At 72.3% G+C, this 22,797-nt stretch carries 19 protein-coding genes and 2 pseudogenes; 16 read left to right on the top strand and 5 right to left on the bottom strand.

Going from position 1 to position 22,797, the window contains the following annotated elements; translation table 11 throughout:
• Positions 1 to 6 precede the first annotated feature (6 nt).
• A complete protein-coding gene (locus ACGFH8_RS09125; RefSeq protein ID WP_393365463.1) occupies positions 7 to 651 on the top strand; it encodes a TetR/AcrR family transcriptional regulator in 645 nt (214 codons plus the stop codon).
• On the opposite strand, the gene ACGFH8_RS09120 is transcribed toward ACGFH8_RS09125, so the two are convergent.
• Complete coding sequence (locus tag ACGFH8_RS09120) at positions 635 to 1,798, bottom strand: low temperature requirement protein A (RefSeq protein WP_393365461.1); 1,164 nt, start codon at positions 1,796 to 1,798, stop codon at positions 635 to 637. The genes ACGFH8_RS09125 and ACGFH8_RS09120 overlap by 17 nt on opposite strands.
• Positions 1,799 to 1,971: 173 nt before the next feature.
• Between ACGFH8_RS09120 and ACGFH8_RS09115 the strand changes: the two genes are divergently transcribed.
• Entirely contained in the window at positions 1,972 to 2,436 is a 465-nt protein-coding gene (locus ACGFH8_RS09115; protein ID WP_393365459.1) for a hypothetical protein, read from the top strand.
• A 35-nt stretch (positions 2,437 to 2,471) separates the two neighbouring features.
• Here the strand turns inward: ACGFH8_RS09115 and ACGFH8_RS09110 are convergent, their stop codons facing one another.
• Positions 2,472 to 4,871: a glycoside hydrolase family 65 protein gene (locus ACGFH8_RS09110; protein WP_393365457.1), complete on the bottom strand. Its 2,400-nt coding sequence runs from the start codon at positions 4,869 to 4,871 to the stop codon at positions 2,472 to 2,474.
• Between the two features lie 170 nt (positions 4,872 to 5,041).
• Here ACGFH8_RS09110 and ACGFH8_RS09105 point away from each other — a divergent pair, with 170 nt between their 5' ends.
• Positions 5,042 to 5,671, top strand: coding sequence for a phosphatase PAP2 family protein (locus ACGFH8_RS09105; RefSeq protein WP_393365455.1), 630 nt, complete (start codon positions 5,042 to 5,044; stop codon positions 5,669 to 5,671).
• A 339-nt stretch (positions 5,672 to 6,010) separates the two neighbouring features.
• On the opposite strand, the gene ACGFH8_RS09100 is transcribed toward ACGFH8_RS09105, so the two are convergent.
• Positions 6,011 to 6,685 (bottom strand): prepilin peptidase, encoded by a 675-nt coding sequence (locus ACGFH8_RS09100; RefSeq protein ID WP_393367037.1) that lies wholly within the window; start codon positions 6,683 to 6,685, stop codon positions 6,011 to 6,013.
• A gap of 874 nt (positions 6,686 to 7,559) precedes the next feature.
• On the opposite strand from ACGFH8_RS09100, the gene ACGFH8_RS09095 reads away from it, so the two are divergent.
• From ACGFH8_RS09095 to ACGFH8_RS09040, 12 genes and pseudogenes are all read left to right on the top strand, one after another.
• Entirely contained in the window at positions 7,560 to 8,126 is a 567-nt protein-coding gene (locus ACGFH8_RS09095; protein WP_393365453.1) for a hypothetical protein, read from the top strand.
• The gene (locus ACGFH8_RS09090) at positions 8,120 to 9,082 is read left to right on the top strand and encodes a hypothetical protein (RefSeq protein WP_393365451.1); all 963 of its coding nucleotides are present in this window, start codon (positions 8,120 to 8,122) and stop codon (positions 9,080 to 9,082) included. Before ACGFH8_RS09095 ends, ACGFH8_RS09090 begins: the two co-directional genes overlap by 7 nt.
• Positions 9,079 to 9,738, top strand: coding sequence for an SAF domain-containing protein (locus ACGFH8_RS09085; RefSeq protein WP_393365449.1), 660 nt, complete (start codon positions 9,079 to 9,081; stop codon positions 9,736 to 9,738). Before ACGFH8_RS09090 ends, ACGFH8_RS09085 begins: the two co-directional genes overlap by 4 nt.
• A 2-nt stretch (positions 9,739 to 9,740) precedes the next feature.
• Positions 9,741 to 10,541: a ParA family protein gene (locus ACGFH8_RS09080; protein WP_393365447.1), complete on the top strand. Its 801-nt coding sequence runs from the start codon at positions 9,741 to 9,743 to the stop codon at positions 10,539 to 10,541.
• A complete protein-coding gene (locus ACGFH8_RS09075) occupies positions 10,531 to 12,072 on the top strand; it encodes a CpaF family protein (RefSeq protein ID WP_393365445.1) in 1,542 nt (513 codons plus the stop codon). The genes ACGFH8_RS09080 and ACGFH8_RS09075 overlap by 11 nt, the downstream gene beginning before the upstream one ends.
• Positions 12,033 to 12,979, top strand: a pseudogene (locus tag ACGFH8_RS09070) (type II secretion system F family protein). The gene ACGFH8_RS09075 and the pseudogene ACGFH8_RS09070 overlap by 40 nt, the downstream one beginning before the upstream one ends.
• Before the next feature lie 58 nt (positions 12,980 to 13,037).
• Positions 13,038 to 13,907, top strand: a complete 870-nt coding sequence (locus ACGFH8_RS09065; protein WP_393367035.1) for a type II secretion system F family protein — start codon at positions 13,038 to 13,040, stop codon at positions 13,905 to 13,907.
• Positions 13,908 to 13,932: 25 nt separating this feature from the next.
• The gene (locus ACGFH8_RS09060) at positions 13,933 to 14,169 is read left to right on the top strand and encodes a hypothetical protein (protein ID WP_393365444.1); all 237 of its coding nucleotides are present in this window, start codon (positions 13,933 to 13,935) and stop codon (positions 14,167 to 14,169) included.
• 5 nt (positions 14,170 to 14,174) lie between these two features.
• On the top strand, positions 14,175 to 14,621 hold the full coding sequence (locus ACGFH8_RS09055; RefSeq protein ID WP_393365442.1) for a TadE family protein: 447 nt from the start codon (positions 14,175 to 14,177) through the stop codon (positions 14,619 to 14,621).
• Positions 14,618 to 15,085, top strand: coding sequence for a TadE/TadG family type IV pilus assembly protein (locus ACGFH8_RS09050; RefSeq protein WP_393365440.1), 468 nt, complete (start codon positions 14,618 to 14,620; stop codon positions 15,083 to 15,085). The genes ACGFH8_RS09055 and ACGFH8_RS09050 overlap by 4 nt, the downstream gene beginning before the upstream one ends.
• Positions 15,082 to 15,528, top strand: a complete 447-nt coding sequence (locus ACGFH8_RS09045) for a pilus assembly protein TadG-related protein (RefSeq protein ID WP_393365438.1) — start codon at positions 15,082 to 15,084, stop codon at positions 15,526 to 15,528. Before ACGFH8_RS09050 ends, ACGFH8_RS09045 begins: the two co-directional genes overlap by 4 nt.
• A 14-nt stretch (positions 15,529 to 15,542) precedes the next feature.
• A pseudogene (locus tag ACGFH8_RS09040) lies at positions 15,543 to 16,622 on the top strand (LysM peptidoglycan-binding domain-containing protein); the annotation flags it as partial.
• A 513-nt stretch (positions 16,623 to 17,135) separates the two neighbouring features.
• Here ACGFH8_RS09040 and ACGFH8_RS09035 read toward each other — a convergent pair.
• Positions 17,136 to 17,990, bottom strand: coding sequence for a DUF2231 domain-containing protein (locus tag ACGFH8_RS09035; RefSeq protein WP_393365436.1), 855 nt, complete (start codon positions 17,988 to 17,990; stop codon positions 17,136 to 17,138).
• Positions 17,991 to 18,185: 195 nt separating this feature from the next.
• Here ACGFH8_RS09035 and ACGFH8_RS09030 point away from each other — a divergent pair, with 195 nt between their 5' ends.
• Positions 18,186 to 18,986 carry a crotonase/enoyl-CoA hydratase family protein gene (locus ACGFH8_RS09030; RefSeq protein WP_393365435.1) on the top strand — a complete coding sequence of 267 codons (801 nt, stop codon included), beginning with the start codon at positions 18,186 to 18,188 and terminating at the stop codon, positions 18,984 to 18,986.
• Between the two features lies 1 nt (position 18,987).
• Here ACGFH8_RS09030 and ACGFH8_RS09025 read toward each other — a convergent pair whose 3' ends face one another.
• Positions 18,988 to 22,692, bottom strand: a complete 3,705-nt coding sequence (locus ACGFH8_RS09025; RefSeq protein WP_393365433.1) for a discoidin domain-containing protein — start codon at positions 22,690 to 22,692, stop codon at positions 18,988 to 18,990.
• Positions 22,693 to 22,797: the final 105 nt, after the last annotated feature.

The following is a 22,797-nucleotide window of genomic DNA, read 5'->3' as shown; positions in this document are numbered from 1 at the left end:
CGAACCATGGCGGGCCGCAAGCAATTCGACGTGGACGAGGCGCTACGACGCGCGATGCACGTCTTCTGGCGCTGGGGCTATTCGGAGGCGTCGATCGATCGCCTCACCGAGGGCACGGGCCTGGGCCGGGGCTCGCTCTACGGCACCTTCGGCGACAAGAGCACCCTCTTCCGCAAAAGCCTCCAGCGGTACGCGCAGACCTACCACCCGCTGTACGAGCAGGCCCTGTCCGGCCCCCACCCGAGCCCGAACGCCGTGGTGGCCGCCTACCTGCAGGTCACCCTGAACCGCATCGCCGACCCGTCGGTCCCGGACGGCTGCCTGCTCACGGTGTCGGCAACGCAGTTCCCGGCCCTCGACGCGGAGGGGCAGGCGATGGTCCGCGCCATGATCGACGGTTTGCGGGCGATGCTGCGGCAGGCGTTGCTGGCGGCGGGGGCCGGTGAGCAGGAGGCGGCAGAGCTGGCGTTGTGCACGCTGGCGACGAACAAGTCCCTGGCGGTGCTGAGCCGCACGGGCTTCTCGAGCGAAGACCTGGCAACCGTCGCCGCAGCCGCCGCCCGTAACCCCTCCCCGGCACCCGCTGCCACTGATGGCCGGGGGTCGCATGAGCCCGGAGCCCATCCGTCTGACGTCAGTCAGGATTCTTGATCCGGCGATAGGAGCGGATGCCGGCGTGGTCCAGGACGACCACTGTGAGCACCACCCCGGTGGCGACCGCGCTGACCGCCAGCAGCGGCAGCCGCAGGACGACCGCCGCACCGGACAGCACGAACAGGGCGGCGACCCGGGGCCAGGAGAGTCGCCGGTGGATCGCCACCGAGAACAGGGTCCGCCCGAGAAGGAACAGCGTCGGACCGCCCAGGATGACGACGGCCGAGGTCAGGTCACTCGCCTCCGTGGGGTGGGCGATGCTCAGTTCGGCCCCGACGGCGGTGACCACCAACCCGGCGACCATCACGAGGTGCAGGTAGCCGGTGATGACACCGAGCCGGGACGGGTCGGCGCGCTCGATGGCCGGGCGCAGGCGCTGACCGGCGGGCGTCACGTAGAGCAGACCGATCAGCACGGCGGCGGCGAAGACCAGCAGGAAGGCGGCGGTCTGCGGGGGGTCGAGGTGGGTACCGGAGTACGAGAGGCCGGCGACCAGGACGAGTTCACCGAGCGCGATGATCATGATTTGCTGGTACCGCTCGGCGAAGTGTTCACTGGCGAGGCGCAGTTCCGGCCGGGACGTCCGTCCCAGCCGGGGAGTGGGCCAGCCGATTCGTGGGCCGGTGAGGTCGATCGCGAGAGCGAACAGCCAGAGCGGCGCCCGCCACTCCGGCCGGAGCCCACCGACCAGCCACGGCACGGCGGAGACGCTGAACCAGGAGAGGATCCGCAGCGCCCTCTTCTGTCGAGGGTGACCGCGCAGCGCGAACGCGGTCACCGCGCCCCGGGCGATGTGGACCGCGACGTACGCACCGGCGAAGAGCAGGCCCCGCCCGTCCAACGCCTGCGGAATCGCCACCCCGGCCAGCAGGCTGCCCAGCGAGGCAGCGACCAGCAGCCACCGGACCCACGGGCTGTCCGGGTCGTACCAGTCGGCGAACCAGGTGGTGGTCACCCAGATCCACCACACCCCGGCCAACAGCAGGGCGGTACGCAGCGCCCCGGGCAGGGTGAGGTCGTGCAGCAGATGCTCCGCGAGCTGACTGAGGGCGAGCACGAACGCCAGGTCGAAGAACAGCTCCAGGAACGAGGCGCTCAGCGGTGCGTCATCGCCCCGGAGCACCCGTTCGGGCCTGCTCGCCATCGGCGCTCCTCCCGGTGGCCCGCCCTGCGTCCGTCGTACCACCTCGGGTGGGCCGCCGGAGGCGAAAGCGGGTCAGCGGGGACGACCCGCCGACCCCTCGTGTCGTTGATCCGGCAGCGCCCACAGTCGTCGCTGACCACGGTGGGGGCACCTACTCAACGAGGGGGACGACGATGACCGCTCAGCGGGAGACCGTGCATGTCGACCACGACCTGTTCCGCGCGGTGTACGACTCGCCCGCGGCACTGCCCGGCCGACACCGCTGGACCACCCCGGAGTCGGACGTCCGGCGGCTGGAAAAGCTGCTCGGCATGCCGGCGCGCAGCATCGGCGCCCCGCTCTGGGTCAGCGGCGACGAACCCGACTGCCCGAAGTGCGGCCGACGGATCACCTGGTACGACATCGTCTCGTCGGCGGTCTCCGGCCTGCACGACAAGGCCATGATCGCCACCGTCATCCTCGGTGAGCGCAAGTACGTCAACACCGAGATCCCGGCAGCCATCGCCGGCGTGCGCTGCTCCGACTGCCACACCGCGATCGACGGCCTGCGCAGCTTCAAGTGCCACAACTGGGCGTACGCCTTCGAGGCGCTGGAGGCCGTCCGCGAGCGCATGGCCGGCCACCCCGGGCCGACCTGAGCCTTCCGCGCGAACCCGGGCCGGGCCGGCGTGACTCAGCCGGCCGAGCGGCGGGTGGGGCGGCGACCGGGCGGGGAGAGCGGCTCCGGCCCGGGATCGGGCACCTGCGGCATCGGCCGGGTGACCGGCTCGGCCTCGGTGATCCGCAGCGACTCACCGTGGTGCCACAGCTCGACCTCGGCGTCCGGGCCGGCGCCGGGCAGCTCGTAGCGGGCCTCGGTCGGAGTCACAGTGACTCGCAGCCGGTGGCCACGCCAGCGCAGGCTGAACGCCAGCCGGTCGATCTGTCGCGGCAGCCGGGGGTCGAAGGAGAGCACACCCCGGTCGTCGCGCAGCCCGCCGAAGCCCCGCACCAGCGCCAGCCACGCACCGGCCAGCGACGCCAGGTGCAGCCCGTCGGCGGTCTTGTCCCCCAGGTCCGCCAGATCCTGCAGGACCGACTCGGCGAACAGGTCGTACGCCAGATCCAGGTGCCCGACCTCGGCGGCCAGCACCGCCTGCGGGGCCGCCGACAGCGACGAGTCCCGGACGGTACGGGCCTCGTAGTAGGCCAGGTTGCGGGCCTTCTCGGCGGCGCTGAACTCGCCGGGGCAGAGCTGCATGGCGAGCACCAGGTCGGCCTGCTTCACCACCTGCTTGCGATACAACTCCAGGTAGGGGAAGTGCAGCAGCAGGGGATAGTCGTCGTCGCCCGTGTTCGCGAAGTCCCACTCGGGCTGCTCGGTGAACCCGGCGGCCTGCTGGTGCACCCCGCGCTTCCGGTCGTACGGAACGACAATCGCATCGGCGGCGGACCGCCAGTGCGCGATCTCGTCGCGGTCCACACCGAGTCGGCCGGCCAGGTCGGGGTGGCGCTCGGCGGCGTCCGCCGCACCCCGCAGGTTGCGCCGGGCCATCAGGTTCGTGAAGACGTTGTCGTCGACAAGCGCGGCGTACTCGTCCGGGCCGGTCACCCCGTGCAGGTGGAAGCGCGAGTCGTCCGACCAGTGCCCGAAGCCGTGCCAGAGCCGGGCCGTCTCCACAAGCAACTCCAGCCCCGCCTCGGCGAGGAACCGCTCGTCATCCGTGGCCGCCAGGTAGCGCAGTACCGCGTCGGCGATGTCGGCGTTCACGTGCAGCGCGGCCGTGCCGGCCGGCCAGTAGCCGGAGCACTCCCGGCCGCCGATGGTGCGCCACGGGAACGTCGCGCCGGTCAGCCGTAGTTCCGCGGCCCGCTCGCGGGCCTCGGGCAGGTGGGCGTGCCGCCACCTGAGGGCCGAACGGGCCACCGCCGGGGCCAGGTACGTGAGCACCGGCAGGACGTAGGTCTCGGTGTCCCACAGGACGTGCCCGTCGTAGCCGTTGCCGGTCAGCCCCTTCGCCGCGATGGTCCGGTCGGAGTCCGGGCGGCCGGCCTGGATCAGGTGGAACATCGCGAACCGGACCGCCTGCTGAAGCTCCGGGTCACCGTCGAGCTGCACGTCGGCGACCTGCCAGGCCGCGTCCAGGGCGGCCCGCTGGTCGGTGAGCAGCGCGTCGAAGCCGTCCGCCCGGGCCGCGTCCGCCTCGGCGGCGACCAGGGCCGCCAACTCGTCGGCGGAGGTGGCGTCGACCGCCGCCCACTCGTATGCCGCGAACTTCGTCAGCCGCAGCCGCTCCCCCGGGCGCAGCCGATCCGCCACGGTCAGCCGTACCCGGTCCGGGGTGCAGTCACCGGTGCTGGTGACCGTGCTCGGCCCGTCCACCAGGTGACTGACCGCGACCGCGACACGCTGGCCGCTGCGCTCGGTGCGGTGCACAAGCAACCCGTCGAGATCATCCGCCCGGTACGCCTCGGCGGTCAGCGGGTTGTCGGGCACCGAGGCGGCCCGGGGATCGTCCGAGCGCTCCGGCACCGTCTCGTTGGCCAGCAGGTCCGAGCAGACCCGCACCTCGACGGGACCGTCCAGCGGCTCGACCTCGTACTGGACGGCGGCCACCGGGCGGCGCGGCAGGGACACCAACCGGGTGCTGCGGATGCGTACTCCCCGCCCGGCCGGCGAGATCCACTCGGTCTCCCGGCGCAGCACACCGGCGCGCAGGTCGAGCACCTGCTCGTGCCCGCGCAGCGTCCCGGTGCGAATGTCCAGCGGCTCGTCGTCGACCCAGAGCCGGATCAAAGCGGCGTTCGGCGCGCTGATCACGGTGTCGCTGGCCTGCGGAAACGCGTACCCCTCCTCGGGATAGCCCAGCTCGCGCCGCTCGTGGAAGCCACTGACGTAGCTGCCCGGCATCCCGCACGGCGCACCCTCGTCGAGAACGCCACGCCAACCGACCCACCCGTTGCCCACCGCGAAGATCGACTCAGTCTCGCCGAGCCGGTCCAGGTCGGCCTTCGTCCGTCGGATCCGCCAGGTCTCGTCGTACGCCGTTCCACCGGCGGGCGGCGGCTGGTCGGTGGCCGAACTGGTGTGCACGAAGCCTCCCGTGAATGCCGACGTCCTGGACAAGCCAAGCAGATCCGGCTGAACGAACCCTGGACGAAGGTCGGGAGACCCGACCGACCTTCGACTGCTCCGCTACCCGCTGCCGCGTTCCTAGGGTGTCCCGGAGATGAACAAGGTATGAACGTGAGGTGAGGTGATGCATGGCCGCCAACGGCAGCATGGACGTTCCGGAGATCAGTGCTGAGTGGTACCGCGATGTCGTCGACGCCGCCGCCAGCAGCCCAGAGCCGGTGCAGTGGTTCGTCGGGCACGCCACCGAGGGGGTGATCCTGCTGCTCGGCGCGCTGCTGGTGCTGGCCGCGCTGACCCGTCGGTCCGGCGGTCCGCACGACCGGGCCCTCGCCCTGGTCGCGCCCCTGCCGGCGCTGCTCGCGTACGCCGGCAGCGAATGGTTCAAGACCGTGGTGGACGAGGAACGCCCCTGCCGGGCCGTCGGGCGGGCGATCATCGCGGGCGCCTGCCCACCTCCGGGCGACTGGTCGTTCCCCAGCAACCACGCCACGATCGCCGGCGCGCTGGCGGTGACCACGCTCCTGCTCTCCCGCCGACTCGGCCTGGTCGCGTTGCCGTTGGCCGCGCTGGGCGCCTTCTCCCGGGTCTTCGTGGGCGTGCACTACCCGCACGACGTGATCGCGGGCGTGCTGTTCGGCGCGCTGGTCGCCGTGCTGGCAACCCCGCTACTGGCGCGCCCGGCCGCCGAGGCGCTACGCCGCCGGACCGACCGCGCCGAGCGCCCGGTCCCGAAACTGGCGAGCCGCACCCGCCAGTGACCCCTGGCGCCGCCCACGATCACGCTCGACGACGAGCCGCACCCGTCAGCGACCCTCCGCGCCGTTCAAGGTCACGCTCGACGGCGAGCCGCACCCGCCAGCGACCCTCCGCGCCGTTCAAGGTCACGCTCGATCCTGGTTGTAGTGGCCTCCGGCCGCCGCGATACCACTCGATCCAGGATCGAGCACGATCTTGGAGGTGAGCGGTAGGCGGCGAGCGGGTGTGGATGGGCGGCGAGCGGGCGGCGAGCACGCAGCGTCGGGAGGCGAGCACGCAGCCACGGGCGGCGAGCACGCAGCGACGGGCGGCGAGCACGCAGCGACGGGCGGCGGGCGGCGTCAGCGGGTTAGTAGGAGCGCGCCTACCGTGCCGAGCAGCAGGAACGGGCCGAACGGCAGGTGCGTGCTCCAGCGGGCCCGACGCGTGGCCAGCAGGCCCACGCTCACCAGCGCGGACAGCCCGAAAGCGAGCAGTAGCCCGAGCAGCAGCACCGGCCAGCCGTACCAGCCGAGCAGCGCCCCCACACCGAGCGCCAGCTTGGCGTCACCCAGCCCGAACCCGCGGCGGCCCAGCAGCAGCGTGGTGCTGGCGAAGAACAGCGCCAGCCCCGCGCCGCCGACGGCAGCCCGCAGCCACGGCCCCGGCTCGCCGGCAAGGGTGGCGGCGACGCCGAGCAGCAGCCACGTACCGGCCGCCGCCGGCAGGGTGAGCCGATCCGGCAACCGGTGCACGGCCAGGTCGACGAAGACCGCCGGGATCGTCCAGCCGAGCCACCAGGCAAGCGCCGGCAGCGCCCCGCCCGGCGGGCCGACGAGTGCCAGCAGCAGCACCGCGCCGAGCCCGGCCAGCTCGACCGTGCCCGGCGGTGGGCCGACAGGTGCGCGGCAGCGCCCGCACCGGGCCGCCGGGCCCAGCGCGGGCCAGGGTCGGGTCAGGCTCACCGGGGCGCCGCAGGCGTCGCAGCCGGTCCGGTCCGGCAGGCCCGGGGGTACGGCGTAGCGCAGCGCGGCCATCCGCAGCAGCGGGCCGACCGTGAGGAACGCGAGCACGGTCGGGACGCGGACGCGAGCCACGGCCGCGGCGGGTGCCGTCAGGCCACCGGACGGCGGGGGCGCCGGGCCACCGGACGGCGGGGGCGCCGGGCCACCGGACGGCGGGGGCGCCGGGCCACCGGACGGCGGGGGCGCCGAGCCACCGGACGGCAGGGGCGCCGAGCCACCGGACGGCAGGGGCGCCGGTCTCCGATCGGGTGGGTTTTCCCGACCGGGGACGGCTGCGGGTGGGCCGGTCAGCGCCATGTCCCCGCCATCGCGCACAGGGGTCGCCCCGGGATGGCGAACACGGATCGTGACGGAACGATCGCTGCGGTGTGGCGGATGGCGCGGAAAGCGACCTGCTCACCCGACCACCGCACGGCACCCTCCACCGGATCGGGGCCGGGCACTCCGTCGGGCGGGGCCTGTCGTCGACAGGTCGACAACCCCGCCGGGATGCCGGGATGAGGCCGCGATGTCCCACTCCCAGGGTCGGTGACGAGACTCCGCCGGGCCGATCCGGCGCGACGCCGCCCGGCCACTGACGATCGCTCGCACCACAATTGCGCCGGACGTAGCGCGGGCACCTGTCACCACCACCCTTCATCACGCAGAGTGTTCGATTGAATTGCCTCTGTTGCATCGGCGAGCGTCAGCCTATGCTCGCCCCTTGGGTGTGACGCAAGCCTCACCTTAACCACCCGAGGACATGGGACCTGCATTTGTAGAAGATCCGTAACGGTGAATGCGGAAGCGCAATGATCGGCTCCGGATGTGCTGATCCGGGCGCGCTTCCGCATGCCCTGCGGCGGTGATCCGTCACCACGCCGGGCGACCACGAGGAGGCTCGACGGTGCGCGGACGGCAGCTCAGACGAGCGGCGATCTGCCTGCTGGCGGTCGTGGCGGCGGCGCCGGTCACCGCCTGCGCCAGCGGGCGGGAGGCCGTCGAAAGGCCGGCGGCGGCCCAGGACGACGGACAACAGGCAACTCCCGACGGTGAACGACACGCTGCCGAAAAGGCGGCGCTCGACGCGTACGCCGGTTATCTGGCGGCCTCGCGGACGGCGAGTGGACGCAGTGATCCGCGCGCGCCGGAACTGTCCCGATTTCTCGCTGATCCACTTCTGACCCGTGTGCAATTGTCCATTCGCGACGCTAAGGAGCACGGTGCCGTGCGTACCGGGACGTTGAAGTCGGACCCGACCGTGACCGCCGTGAGCCTGGACGCGAACCCGGCCACCGTCGAGATCCAGGACTGCCTGGACCTGACCGGCTACCGGCTGGTCTACGCCAAGGACAAGCGTGTCGTGCCGGGCAGCGGGGGCGGCAGGCACCTCTCCACCGCCACGGCGACCCGGTATCCCGACGGCCGCTGGCTGATCAACTCGGGCGCGTTGCACCGGGAGCAGCCGTGCTGACCCGGGCCGGAGGGGACGTTCTCACCCGTACCCCCCGGGCCTCGACAGCTCGGCGGGCCCTCGCCGGGATCGGGCTCGCGCTCCTCCTGGTGGTCGGCACGACCCTGCCGGCCGCCGCCGCTCGGCGCGCCGGCCCGGGGGCCAACTGCCCGCCCGACCAGCCCGACTGCAGCGTCTGGGACGACGAACCCGGCAACCCGGGCGGCGGCGGCGACAACGGCGGTGGCGGCGACGACGATGACGGCGGTGGCGGTGGCGGTGGCGTCTGCCGGTGGGAAGGGCGGACCGTGCCCTGCTACGACGACCTCAAGGGCTGGTTCAACAGCGCCGACGGCTGCTACTACGAGCTGGCCGAGCCGCAGAACGAGGCGCCCGAGGGTCAGCACTGGTACGTACAGACCTGCAACGACGGCACGGACGTCGGCAACATCACCGTTGTGCTGCGGGAGGAGCCGCCCGGCTTCGGCGCGCCGCCCAATCCGGAGGAGTTGGCCCGACGCGCCCTGGCGAAGATCACGCTGGAGCGGGCGCCGCTGGCGGTCGCACCCCGCAAGAAGAACGGCCCCGGCCTGGTCGGCCTGCCGGTGTGGATGTGGTCCGAGCAGAAGACCTCCTACTTCGGCCCGCTTTATTCCGACGAGACCGATCGGGACGTCAGGGTCGACATCACGGCGGAGGTCAGCGAGATCGTCTGGGACATGGGCAACGGCGATCACGTGTCCTGCCCCGACGCAGGCACCCCGTACGTCGCAACGGACAAGGACCTTGCTGGCCGCACCTCCCCGACCTGCGGCTACCACAAGGGCTACCAGAAGGCCGGTAAGTACGACGTCACCGCCACCACGCACTGGAAGGTGACCTGGAACGGCGGCGGGCAGAGCGGAGAGATCCCGGTGACCCGGAACAGCGGCGTCGTACCGATCCAGATCAACGAACTCCAGGTGGTGACCCGATGAGCCTCGCGACGCGCAACGGAACCGGGTCGGTGGACGCACCCGTCAACCCGCCCAAGGTGGTCCGGCAACGTCGGGTCCGCCCCGGGTTGCTCGGCCTCGCCGTACTCCTGATCGCCCTTGGTGGGCTGGGCGCGGCGTTCGCCGTCACCTCGGTCCGGGCCACCGGCAGCTATCTCGCGGTCGCCCGGCCGGTGGAGGTGGGCCGGGAGGTCAGCGCCGCAGACCTGATCACCGTGCAGGTCGCCGGCGGCCACGGGCTGCGTCCGGTGCCCGCCGGCCGGCTCGACGAGGTGGTCGGCAAACGGGCCGCGGTGAAGTTGGTCCCGGGCACCCTACTCACCCTGGGGCAGGTCACCGCCGATCCGCTGCTCGGCCCCGACCAGCAGCAGATCGCGCTCGGCCTCAAGACCGCCCAGGTGCCGGCTCGGCAACTGCACCCCGGGGACAAGGTGCTGCTGATCAGCACCCCGGACCGCAGCACCAACGGGGACCCGGCCGCCGTCAGCACGAGGTTCCCGGCCACCGTGATCGACATGGTCAGCCCGGCCAACGACGCCAAGGTGCTGTACCTGGCGCTGCCCACCCGGGACGTGCCCGCGGTGGTGGCCCTCACCGCGCAGGCGCGCATCGCCGTCGTGCTGACCGAAGCGGCCTGAGCATGGCGATCATCGCGCTGGTGTCGGCGAAGGGCTCGCCCGGCGTCACGACCTCCGCGCTGGCCTGCACACTGGCCTGGCACCGACGGCTGGTGCTCGCCGAGTGCGATCCGGCCGGCGGCTCGATCCTCGCCGGCTACCTCGGCGGCCAGTTGGACGGCCCCCGCGGCATCGGTGAACTGGCCGTGGGGGAGCTGCGCGACGGCAACCTGGAGACCGCGTTCTGGTCGCAACTGGTCGACCTGGACGCTCCCCGCCGGGAACGACTGCTGCTGCCCGGGCTTGTCGACCCGGCCCAGGGTGGCAGCGTCACCCCGCTCTGGCAGCGGTTCGCCGACTACTTCACCGCCCTCGACCGTGGCACCCCCGGCTACGACGTCCTGGTCGACTGCGGCCGGTTGCACGTGACCGGACCACCGTGGCCGGTGCTGCGGGCGGCCTCGGTGGTGCTGCTGGTGACCCGGGCGCACCTGCCGGACCTCTCCGGCACCCGCGCGGTGGTCACCGCGATCGAACGGGACTTCGCCGAGCACCGGGTGCCGCCCGGCACCCTGCGGCTGCTGCTGGTCGGCGGCGGACACGGGCGAGCCGAGATCAGCCGCGCCCTGAAACTGCCTGTCATCGCACGGCTGCCACACGATCCGCGTACCGCCGGGGTGCTCGCCCTGGGCGGGACCGTGCGGACCGGACGGCCGCTGATGCGTGCGGCCGCCGCGTTGGAGGTGCCGATCGGCGCGCTCCTGGACCGGCGGCAGGCCCGGTTGGCGTGGCCCGTGCAGCAGGGGGTCCCGGATGCGGTTTGAGCCGGTCTCCACGGATCCTCGCCAACAGCCACCGGGCGCGACCTCCACCGAGCCGCCGCTGGCCGGGCCGAACGGCCGGCACCAACAGTCCGTGCCGATGCCGCAGCCGACGCCCGCCGCCACACCGCCGACGGCATCGGCGCCGCGGCCCCGGATGGACTTCCAGGTGGTCCGGGAGCTACGCCGGGAACTCACCGAACGGCTCACCCTGTGGCAGCGCGGCCGGGAGTTCACGGCCGACGAGGAGGACACCGAACGGGCCCGGCTGGCTGTCACGGTGGTCGCCCAGTACGCGGACTTCGTCCGCCGGGCCGGCACCCCGATGGCTGCCGGTGACGAGCGTCTGCTGCTCGACCAGGTGACCGCCGAGCTGGTGGGGCTCGGTCGGCTACAGACGCTGCTCGTCGACGACACCATCGAGGAGGTGCACATCCTCGGCTGCGACCAGGTGCGCATCACCAGGCACGGCGGTGGGGTGGACTGGGCCGAGCCGATCGCCGACAGCGACGCCGAACTGGTGGAGATCCTCCAGGCGGCAGCCCGCCGGGCGGGCGCGACCGAGCGGTCGCTGTCCACCGTGAAGCCAACCCTCGACCTGCAACTGCCCGACGGCAGCCGGCTGGCGGCGGTGTTCCTGGTCAGCCACCGGCCGTACGCGGTGATCCGCAAGCACAACACGCTGGACGTGAGCCTCGACGACATCGCAGGCACCCGGGGTGACCTCGACGAGATGATCGATCCGCTGCTGCGCGACTTCCTGCGCGCGGCGATGCGCGCCGGGTTGAACATCATGGTCGCCGGGTTGGCCGGCGCCGGGAAGACCACGATCATCCGGGCGTTGATGAACGAGATCCCGCCCGACGAGCCGTACGTCCTGCTGGAGGAGAGCCGCGAGTTGTTGCCGGCCCGCCGCCGGGAGCGGCACCGGGCGGTGATGAGCTTCGAGGCCCGGGAGGGGCACGGGGAGCGCGGCTTCGACGGCCGTCCGGCCGGTGAGGTGACGATCGCCGACCTGATCCCCCTGTCGCTGCGGATGGGCGTGTTGCGGATCATCGTGGGTGAGGTGCGGTCCCGGGAGATCGTGCCGATGCTGCAGGCGATGACCACCAGCCGGGGCTCGATGTGCACAATCCACGCCCGTACGGCCGCCGGGGTTGGCGAACGGATCGTCGAGCTGGCGTTGGCGCACGGCCGCGAGATGACAGTCGACCAGGCCCGCCGGATGGCCGGCAACGCCCTGGACCTGATCGTCTACGTCACCATTGAGGACGAGACCGCCATCGGCGGGCGGAAACACCGGTTCGTCTCCCACGTGGAGGAGGTGATCGGGGCCGGTGAGGCCGGTCGGATCACCACCACCACGGTCTTCGGGCCCGGCCCGGACGGTCGGGCGGTCCCCCGGCACCTGCCGGAGCGGGTCCGCGACCAGTTGCTGCGTGTGGGTTACGACGTGCGGTTGCTGACCCGGTGGGTGGAGGCCGGCGCCGGCGCGTGGCGACGCCCCCGGCAGACCCGACTGGCCCGGCGGTGACCTGATGCTGGCCAGCCTTGAGTTGATCGCGGTGGTCTCCGGGGCCGCCTGTGTGGCCGGGTTGCTGTTGGCCGTGGTCGCGCTCGTCGGCACCCGCCGGCCACCCGGGCCTCGTCCGGGAGCCGGGCCGGGTCTCGGTCGACTGTGGCGTGGGCCGGGCGCCACCGTGGCCGAGCAGCGGGCCTACCAGACGCTGCTTGTCGCCGCGCTCGGTGCCGGCGCGTTGGCGTTCCTGCTGACCGGGCTGCCGGTGGTGGGTCTGCTGGTGGCGGTGGCGGTGCCCGGCACCCCGTGGCTGTTCGGGGTGGGCAGGGCCGAGCAGAGGGCGATCGCCCGGATCGAGGCGGTGGGTGAGTGGACCCGCCGACTCAAGGACGTCTCCGGCACCGGGCAGGGCCTCCAACAGTCGATCATCGGCACGATCGGCAGCGTGCCACCCGGCATCGAGGACGAGGTACGACTGCTCGCCGCCCGCCTACAGGCCGGCTGGCTGGCCCGATCCGCGCTGCTGGCGTTCGCCGACGAGATCGCCGACCCGGTCGGTGACCAGGTGGTCGCGGCGCTGATCCTGCACCTCTCGGACCGGGGCGAACGGCTGGGTGACGTGCTGGGCTCCATCGCCGGCGCGGCATCCGCCGAGGTGGCCACCCGCCGCGAGATCGAGGCCAAGCGGACGCAACCCCGGTTCGCGGTCCGCTTCCTCACCGGAATGACCCTGGCCACCCTGGCGTACGGGCTGCTCAACGCCGAGTACATCGAGCCGTACGGCTCGCCGGTGGGTCAGGTGGTGATGGCCGCCCTCGGCGCGGCCTTCATCGGCCTGCTGGCCTGGGTGCGGTCGATGAGCCAGCCGCAGCGGCCGTCCCGGTTCCTGCCGGCGCCCGACCCGGACGAGGTGATCGCGTGAGCGCGAGGAGTGCAGCGCAGCTGAGCCCCGCAGTCGCGAACGAAAGGCGGCTCCCATGATGCTGAACTGGCAGCTCGCCATGGCGGTCTGTGGTGGTGCCGGCATCGGGTTGGGCGTGTTCCTGGTGGTCCGGGAGTTGGTGCCGGCGACCCCGGCGCTCGGGCCGGCGCTGCGCCGGCTGCACCAGCCGCCGGGCACCGGCCGGGCCGCCACACCCGCCTCCCGGCGACTGGACTCGCTGACCGGGTTGTCCCGCTGGTTGCGACCGCCGCACCGGCAGCTCGCCCTGATCGGCCAGACCCCCGAGCAGTACGCGCTGTCGGTGCTGCTCTCCGCACTGATCGGGCTGGCCACGCCGACCCTGCTCGGGGTGGCGCTGCTGGTGCTCGGCGTCTCGTTCCCGCTCGTCGTACCTGTGCTCGGCAGCCTCGGCCTGGCACTGATCGGCGGGCTGTTGGCACACCGGGCCGTACTGACCAAGGCCGAGGCCGCCCGGGCCGAGTTCCGCGCCGCCGTGTGCACCTACCTCGACCTGGTGGCGTTGCAGCTCTCCGCCGCGCACGGGCCGGTGCAGTCGCTGGAGCGGGCCGCGGCGGTCTGCGACGGCTGGGTGTTCGACCGGCTCCAGGAGTCGCTGCGGATCGCCCAGATGCAGATGCACGCGCCCTGGGACGAGCTGCGCGACCTCGCCGACAAGATCGGCATCCCGGAGCTGGGCGACGTCGGCGCGATCATGCGCTCCTCCGGCAGCGAGGGGGCGCAGGTGCACGAGACCCTGCGCAGCCGGGCCGACTCGTTGCGCGACCAGATCCGCACCGACAACCTCGCCCGCGCCGAGGGAGTGACCAGCCGACTCGACATCCCGGGCGCACTTCTGGTCTTCGTGCTGCTCGGCTTCGTTCTCTACCCGTTCGTCGCCCGTGTTTGAAGCCCTCCCCCTGAAGGAGAACGCCATGTCCATCCTCAGCTACCTGCACGTCGTGCTGACGACGCGCCTGGCCGAGCTGCGCCGCGACGGTGAGCGCGGTGACAGCCCGGTGCCCACCGCGGTGATCATCGCCGGCCTGGTCGCCGTCGCCATCGCCGTCACCGCCCTGGCCCTGGCCAAGGCCGACAACTGGATGACAGGTATTCCGAACCACCCAGGCGGCGGCACCGCCCCCGGCGCCGGCGAAGGCGCGGGCGGGTAGCCGGGATGCGCCGAGCCCTGTTCCCCGGGTGGCGCCGGGTGGTCACCGCCACCCGGCGCCGCCTCACGGGCGGTGACCGGGAGCGGGGCGCCAATCCGGTGGAGCTGGCCGTGATGATGCCGCTGATCCTGGTGCTGCTCTTCGCCTCGGTCCAGGTCGCGGCCGTCTTCCTCGCCCGCTCGACCGCCCTGCACGCCGCGCAGAGCGGTGTCAACGCACAACGGTCGTACCAGGCGCCCAACGGTGCCGGCGTGGACAGCGCGACCCACTTCCTCCAGGTCGCCGGCGGCTGGCTGGTGGGCTGGGACAGCGCCGGCCCGACCTGCGCGATCATCGACGAGATCGAGGTCACCTGCACGGTGCACGGCAGGTCCCTGTCGGTGGTGCCGGGCGTGGACTTCGCGATACGGCAGACCGCCCACGGAACGGTGGAGCGGGTGACCGAGCCGTGAACCGCTCCGCCGAGCGGGGCTCGGTCTCCATCGAGGTGGCGGTGCTCGCCCCCGCGTTCATCGCGCTGATGGTGCTGGCCGGCGTCGTCGGGCGTACCGCGGTGGCGGCGGAGGCGATCGACGCCGCGACACACGACGCCGCCCGCGCCGCGTCGATCTCCCGGGACTCGGTCACGGCCCGGCAAGCCGCGCTGAAGGCCATCCAGGATCAGCTGGACTGGCGTGGGTTGGCCTGCGCCAACGATCTGGAGCCGGAACTCACGGCCAGGGTGGGCGGCAGTCCCACCCCGTTCGACGACGCCTTCACCAGCGGGATCGGTGCGGACGCGACGGTGACGGTGACACTCGTCTGCCTGGTGTCGTTCCGGGACATCTCGCTCGACGTCCTGCCCGGCATGCCGGGCGAGCGGCAGATCGAGGCGGCCTTCACCTCACCACTGGACCGTTACCGGGGCCGGGAATGACCGCGGATGTCCGGCGCCCCCGCTCGGGCGAACACGGCCGGGTGAGCATCTTCCTGGCGGTGACGATGATCGGCGTGCTGGCCATCGTGGGTCTCTCCTTCGACGGCGCCGGCCAGCTCCGCACCCTGCAACATGCCGAGAATCTGGCCGCCGAGGCTGCCCGCGCCGGTGGTCAGGCCATCGACCGGGCGGCCGCGATCGATGGCCGGCCGACCCGGATCGACAGGGACGACGCGGTGGTGGCGGTCGCCAATTACCTGACCGCCGCCGGGGGCACCAGCGGCCACACCGTGAGCTTCCCCGAGGTCGCCGGGGAGACCCTGATCCGCGTCACCGTCACGATCACCTACAACCGCTCGATGCTCGGACCCTTCGTCGGCGACAAGTCGGTCACCGTCACCGGCGATGCGACCGCGCGCGCCATCACCGCAGCAGCACCGTAGGAAGGAAGGCAGCCATGCCCGTAACGGCTGGGTCCGTCGTACGGCGGACCGGACGCGTCCTCACCGGCCTCGGCGCACTGGCCGTGCTCTGTGCGCTGCTGGTTGGCGCGCCGATCGCACTGCTGGCCTTCGCCGGCAATCCCCTCCCTGATCACCTTCCCACCGTCGCCGAGATCGGCACCACGCTGACCAGCAGAGACGACGGCCAGCTCTTTCTGCGGGCACTGGCGGTGGCCGGCTGGTTCGGCTGGGCCACGTTCGCCTTCTCCGTCCTCGTGGAGTTGGGGGCACAGACCCTGCGCCGCCCGGCGCCGAAGCTGCCCGGGATGAGTCGCCAACAGAAGGCCGCCGCCGCGCTCGTCGGCTCGGTCGCGCTGATCCTCGCGGCCAGTCCGGCCGCCGCCAGCGCCGCGGCCGTCTACGGCGCCCCGGTGTACGCGAGCACGAACGCACCGGCCGCCGCCACCCTGGCCGCGCCGACCCGGGTGGGCGCGACGCCCGACACGGCGGCCCCGCTGGCGCGGAGCGGGCTGATCGGCAGGGCCGAGACGGGGTTCGCCGCACCCGGTGGCACGAGCGCCAACGACGAGGCCGCGCCTGTGTACCGGGTGGCCCGGGGCGACTACCTCGGCGAGGTCGCCGAGCGTTACCTGGACGAGTTCGGCGACTACCGGCAGCTCGCCAAGCTGAACAAGCTCGACGACCCGGACCGCATTCACCCTGGTCAGCTGCTCCGACTGCCCACGGAGGCCACCGACCAGGGTGCCCGGCAGCACGCCACCGGACGGCTCGTCGACCGGCCGGCGGCACCGAAGCCACCCGCGCCCCGGCCGGCGCCCGAACGGGCCGCACCGCAGCGGCCGGCCCCACCACCGACAAGCGGTACGGATTCGGCGGGCCAACCGCCCGCGATGACCGTCGGCGCAGCCCGAGCCGGTACCGAGGACCGGGTGAACCGACCGCTCGCCGTCTCGGCCGTCCTGGCGGTGGCGAGCATCGTCGGCGCGCAGATCGGCGCGGTCCTGGGGCTGCGCCGCCGCCCGGCCACCGCCGGCGCGGCTCCCCGGATGGCCGCGTCCGCCCGCGGTGCCCGGGGCGGTGCGGCCCGGAGCGTCGGCGCGAGCACGAGCCGGGGTGGCAGCGCGGCGCGGACCGGTGGGTCGGCGGGAAGTGGTGTCGCCTGGGCCGCCAGGCGGGCGGCCGCGGCCCTCGAAGCGCCAGCGACGCGCGACAACGGCACGGCACCGTCACATCCTCGCGACGGCGACGCCGCACCGAGCGGCAGCGGGATCGCACCTCCCGGCAGCGGAACAGCGCACACTGGCGCGTCGGGCTGGGGTGGCGACGAGGGTTGGGCCGGTCGCAGCCCCGACGGCGGGTTGTTCGACGGCGGGCACGGCCTGGACTCGGTACCGGACGGGCCGTCGGTCGGTCGACACCGACGCGGCTGACCCGCACGTCGAGCGCGACCCGCCCGGAACTGGGCGACGGCGGTCGCGGCGCAGCGGCGTCGAGCCGGCGATTCAGGGCCGGCGGGTCAGGGCCGGCGGGTCAGGGCCGGCGGGTCAAAGCCGGCGGGTCAAAGCCGGCGGTTCAAAGCCGGCGGTTCAGGGCAGGCGGGTCTGGAGCACGCCGTTCTGGATCCGGGTGGGCAGGATCTGCTGGTCGTTGCCGGAGGGCCCCTGCATGACCTCGCCGCCGTTGAGCCGGAACGCGCTGCCGTGCCACGGGCAGACCACGCAGGCATGGCCGTCGATCTCCTGCACCTCGCCCTCGCCGAGCGGACCGCTCTGGTGCGGACAACGCTCCAACATCACTGTCACCTCGTCACCGTGCCGGTAGAGGATGACCGAGATGTCGTCGTCCACCTCCCGGGTGATCAGGGTGCGCTGCGGCAACGTCGCCATGTCGGCGAGCGAGTGCCAGCCGTCGGTCATCCGATGCAACTCGGAGACGCTCTGATTGACCTGCGCCCCCTGCTTGTACGCGAGGTGACCCCCGACGTACGCCCCGAGGCTGACGGTCGAGAGCCCGAGGAAGCCGAGCGCGCGGCCGACGCCGTGCCGACCGGACAGCCGTGCGGCCAGCGAGCCGGCGTACAGCGTCAGGCCGACGGTGTTGGCGGCGGCGTGCACGAGGCCCACCCGGCGCTGGTCCCGGGCGAGTGCCGCCCAGTCGTTCAGCCCGGCGACCGCCGCCGGCAGCGCGCTGACGGTGCCCAGGCCGACAAGCACGGTGGCGGGTCGACGTTGCCCGGGCATGAGGTCCAGCACCGCGGCGCTGATCCACGCGCCGACCGGCACCTGCACCATCGCCGGGTGTAGCGGATGCCCGAGGGTCACCCCGTGCAGCAGGTCCCGCAGCCGCCGCGGACGCAGCGTCCCCAGGACGACCTTCTGCAACCGGTCACCCGCGCGGTCCAGCCGGGCGTCCTGCTCAACTTTCGTCAAAAGTGCTCGCACGGGTACCGACTTCCCGGCGATCGCCGTCGCAAACCGGTCGGCGGGAACAAACCTGCCGGACCGCCCACACCGCCGATCTTGCAGTTTCTGTTCCGATAATCCGGGGCACAAGCCGCGAACCGGCAACCGAAAGTGCAAGATCGACGGAGATCGACGGAGATTGTGGGGGTGGGGCGGGGCGGGCATGCTGGCGGGATGGGTGTGCGGGTGGAGCGGGTCGGGGCGGTCAGCACCGTGGTGCTGGACCGGGGGGACGTTCGCAACGCCGTCGACGGGCCCACGGCTCGGGCCTTGGCGGACGCGTTTCGGGCCTTCGAGGCCGACCCGGACGCCGCGGTGGCCGTGCTCTGGGGTGCCGGTGGCACGTTCTGCGCCGGAGCCGACCTCAAGGCCCTCGGTACGCCGAGCGGCAACCGGGTCGAGCCGGAGGGGGACGGCCCGATGGGCCCCACCCGGATGACGCTCAGCAAGCCGGTGATCGCGGCGATCTCCGGGTACGCGGTGGCGGGTGGGCTCGAGTTGGCGCTCTGGTGCGACCTGCGGGTCGCCGAGTGCGACGCGACGCTCGGGGTGTTCTGCCGCCGCTGGGGGGTGCCGCTGATCGACGGTGGCACCGTGCGGTTGCCCCGGTTGATCGGCGAGAGCCGGGCCATGGATCTGATCCTCACCGGCCGCCCGGTGCCGGCCGAGGAGGCGTACTCGATGGGGTTGGTCAATCGGTTGGTGCCGCCCGGCCAGGCGCGGGCCGCGGCCGAGGAGCTGGCGGCGGCGATCGCCCGGCACCCGCAGACCTGCCTGCGCAACGACCGGGCGGCGGTGCTGGCCGGCGCCGGACGGCCCGAGCCGGAGGCGCTGGCTACCGAGTTGGCGTACGGGATGGATTCGCTGGCCACCGACGCGTTCGCCGGTGCGGCCCGGTTCGTGGCGGGCGAGGGCCGACACGGCACGATGCCGCCGGGAGGGGTGCACCTCCCGGCGGCATCCGGTGCTGGCTAGATCAGTTGCGGTTGATGGTGAAGGTTGTCGTGGGGTTCTGGATGTCCACCGCGTTGTTGCTCAGCCGCAGGTTGGTGAAGGTGACCGACCCGACGGCCGGCCCCTGCCCGGCCTCCGGCATCGGGTTGGCCCAGACGGCGAAGCCGGACTTGGCGTCGTAGGCGTCACCGCTCTTGCGCGCACCGCTGATCGAGACGTTCGTGAAGACCGTGTCGGTGATCGGGTTCTGCGGCTGCCCGCCGACGTAGTTGGTCTGGAACATGATGCCGCTGTAGGTCGGATCGACGATGTCGACGTCGCTGACCCGGATGCCCTGGAACACCTTCGAGGCGGAGAAGACCCAGATCGCCGGGAAGGTCTGCCCACCCCAGAAGTGCCCACCGGCCCGCACGATCGAGATGTTCTCGAACCGGGTCGGCGGGTTGGCGCCGAAGCCGTTCATCGGGTAGCCGAAGTCGAGCGAGCTGATGGTGATGCCCGAGTAGACCAGGGTGTCCGCGATGTAGATGTTGCGGAACGTGTTGCCGTAGCCGCCGTAGACGGCCACACCGGCGGCCCGCCAGGTGAGGGTCGAGGTCAGGTTCTCGTAGACGTTGTCCTTCATGTCGGCGCCGCCCGCGTCGATCGCCGAGAACAGCGCGAAGCTGTCGTCGCCGGTGGCCCGGGCGTCGTTGTTGCTGACCAGGTTGTTGGTGCTGCCGTTTGTCATGTTGATGCCGTCGGCGAACATGTTGCGGATCCGGGAGTTCTTGATCGTCATGTAGTCGGTGTTCGCGCCCCAGTAGAGGCACACCATGTGCTCGTTCCAGATGTTGTCGATCACGATGTTCGACACGTTGGAGAAGTCGAACACCTTGCCCGGACCGTCGATCCGCGAGGTGTAGTTGCCGAAGTAGGCGAAGTTCTTGAAGGACGAGTTCGCCGCCGAGTTCTCGGCCCGGAAGCCGATGTCGGTGTTGTCCTGGCCCGACGGGGCGTTGAACCGGGTGTACCAGGGGCCGGCGCCGGTCACCTGCACCGCCTTGCCGTACACCTGGAACTTCGACGAGGTGGAGTAGTTACCGGCCGGCAGGTACACGCCGACCAGGTTGCCGGTGGTGTCCATCCGCACCCGGTCCAGGGCGTTCTGCACGTCCTGGTGGGTGAAGCCGCCCGGCGTGGTGTAGCGCGTCGGGTCCGGGTTGGCGATCGGCGACACCTGCTCGGTGTTGATGAAGTCGATCGCGTAGTTGGTGGTGTTGGCCGCGTCCTTCTGGAGGCGGATCTTGCTGCCGGCCGGGACCGTCGAGTTGAGCATGACGTTGGCTTCGTCGTAGATGTGCCGCGGCCCGCCCGCGCTCGGCGAGTTGCCGGGGCTGGCCTCGCTGCCGTAGAGCCAGGCGTACCGGGACGTCAGGTCGATGGCCTTGTGGAACGTGCCGTTGACGTAGACGTTCAGCGTGGAGTTGATCCCACCCCCGCCCGGTGCGTCCGGGATGGAGAAGCGGGTGACAAGCGTGTTGGTGCTCGCCCGGGTGGTGAACTCGACGTAGCTGCCGGTCGAGTTGAGGGTCACCGCCCGCCGACCCGACGCCTCGCCGGCCAGGTCGCCGATCTCCCGGTTCGGTCCGACGACGCTGGCGCCGCCGCCGACCGCACCGTCCTCGGCCTCGTACATGTCGTACGGCATGTTGGCGCCACGACCGACGAAGAGCGGACGGTCGCTCGTGTTGTTGCCCTGCTTGACCGGCAGCTCGTTGCCGTCGGCCGCGAGCACCACCCGCACGGTGTACTTGCCGTTCGCGGCGGTCCAGGTGCCCAGGTTGACCGGGCCGACCGTCGCGCCGGCGTTGATCACACCGGAGTACGAGCCGGTCAGGGTACGGACCACGGTGCCGGACTCGTTGAGCACGGTGAGCGTGATGCCGTGCGAGCCGGACGCGGACGCCACACTGCCGGCGTTGCGCACCGACACCGAGAAGGTGACCGTGTTGCCGGCCGACGGGTTGCCCGGCGACCAGGCCACCGACGAGGCGACCAGGTCCGACGTGGCGACCGCGCTGACCACCAGTGGGCTGGGGTTGGAGTAGCTGTTGTTGGTGTCGTCGGACTCGACGACGGCGTTCGACTCGTCGACCTTCGCGCTGAGCGGGTAGCTGCCCGCGTCCCGGGTGCCGATGCTGGCGCTGACAGTTGTCGACGCGCCGGCCGCGAGGCTGCCGACCGACGCGGTGCCGACCCGGGTGGAGCCCAGGTAGAAGGTGACGTTCGTGGCGCCGGAGGCCGTCGAGCCCGCGTTGCGGACTGTGGCGGAGAGCGTGATGGTGCTCGTCTCCACCGGTGCGGACGGGCTGAACGACATGCCGGTCACGGTCAGGTCCGGGTTCGGCGCGGGGGTGCCGAAGACCTGGAACTCGGCCACCTGCCCGGCCGGGGCGCCGGTGTTCGAGGCGATCGAGAGCCGGACGTCGGCCGCCGCGCCCGAGACCGGGATGGTCACCGTGTTGCCGCTGCCCGGGTTGAAGGAGTAGTTCGCCGCGCCCACGAGCGTGGTGAAGGACGACGAGCCCTGGTCCCGGCCGAGCACCGTGATGTTCTGCGTACGGGCACCCCAGGCCGAGTCCGGGTTGAGCTTCACGACGACCTGGCTGAGGCTGGCGTTCGCGCCGAGCTGCACGGTCAACGTGCTCGGGTTGCCGTTGCCCTCCCAGTAGGTGGCCACGTTGTTGTCGTTGGCGTTCGTGGCCACGAACGTGTGCACGAACCCGGAGGCGGTGATCGGCTTGCCGACCGCCAGGTTGCTCCCGGTCGGCGGGTTGCCGGTGCCGGCCCGGGTCACGGTGTTGCTGTTCGCCGACTGGTTGCCGGCCGCGTCCCTGGCCCGCACGTAGTACGAGACCGTGGCGCTGTCCGCCTGGCTGTCGGTGTAGGTGAGCGTCGAGCCGTTGACGCTGCCGCGCAGCGCGCCGCCCGCGTACACGTCGTAACCGGTGACCCCGACGTTGTCCGAGGACGCGGACCAGGTGAGCCGGATCTGCCCGCTGGCGGGCTGGGTGTACGCCAGGTTGCCGGGAGCGCTGGGAGCCTGGGTGTCGGTGCTGCCGGTGGCCCCGTACACCTCGACCTCGGAGAGCTGCGCGGCCGGCCAGCCGGTGTTGCCGGTGACCTGCACTCGGACGTAGCGGGTGCTGGCGGCGGTGAAGCTGACGGTCGCGGTGTTGCCGCTGGCCGGGTTGAAGGTGTAGCCGGCGGACGCCTTGAGGGTGCTGAAGGACGAGCCGTTGGTGGAGCCGAGCACCGACAGCGTCTGGGTGCGGGTCTGCCAGTCCGACGACGGCGGCAGCTTGAGCACCACCCGGTCGACGTTGACGGTGGCGCCCAGGTCGGCCTGGATCCACTGCGGGAACGCGTTGTTGGCGCTCTCCCAGTAGGTCGACGCGTTGCCGTCGTTGGCGTTGCCCGCCACGTAGTTCTGGTTGTAGCTGCTGGCGGTCATGGTGGCCGAGAGCCCGGCGAGCAGCGCCGCGCGGGCGGACCCGGCCGGGGCCGGAGCCGGCGTGGCCGCCGGTGCCGCGGTCGCGGGGGTGAGGGCGGGGACCGCGGCGAGGAGCAGTCCGGCGAGCGCGCCGGCGACCAACCGGCGACGGGCCGGCAGCCGGCCGCCTCGGGGGACGGGACCGGGCGAGCCGGTACGTGGGGTGCCTCGGGTGGGGCCGTTTCTCGACATGGCTGGCTACACCTCTTTCGGGGGTGGTGTGGGTGCGTTGCCCGGTGACGGGTGCAGGGGTACGCCCGTCGTGCCGCGACAGGTGGGGGACGGTGCGGTGTGGGG

It is taken from the genome of Micromonospora sp. NPDC049175 (genome assembly GCF_043197345.1).
In the GTDB taxonomy this organism is placed as follows: Bacteria; Actinomycetota; Actinomycetes; order Mycobacteriales; family Micromonosporaceae; genus Micromonospora.
The sequence above is the reverse complement of the archived record's forward strand: the minus strand, read 5'-3'. Positions and strand labels throughout refer to the sequence as shown.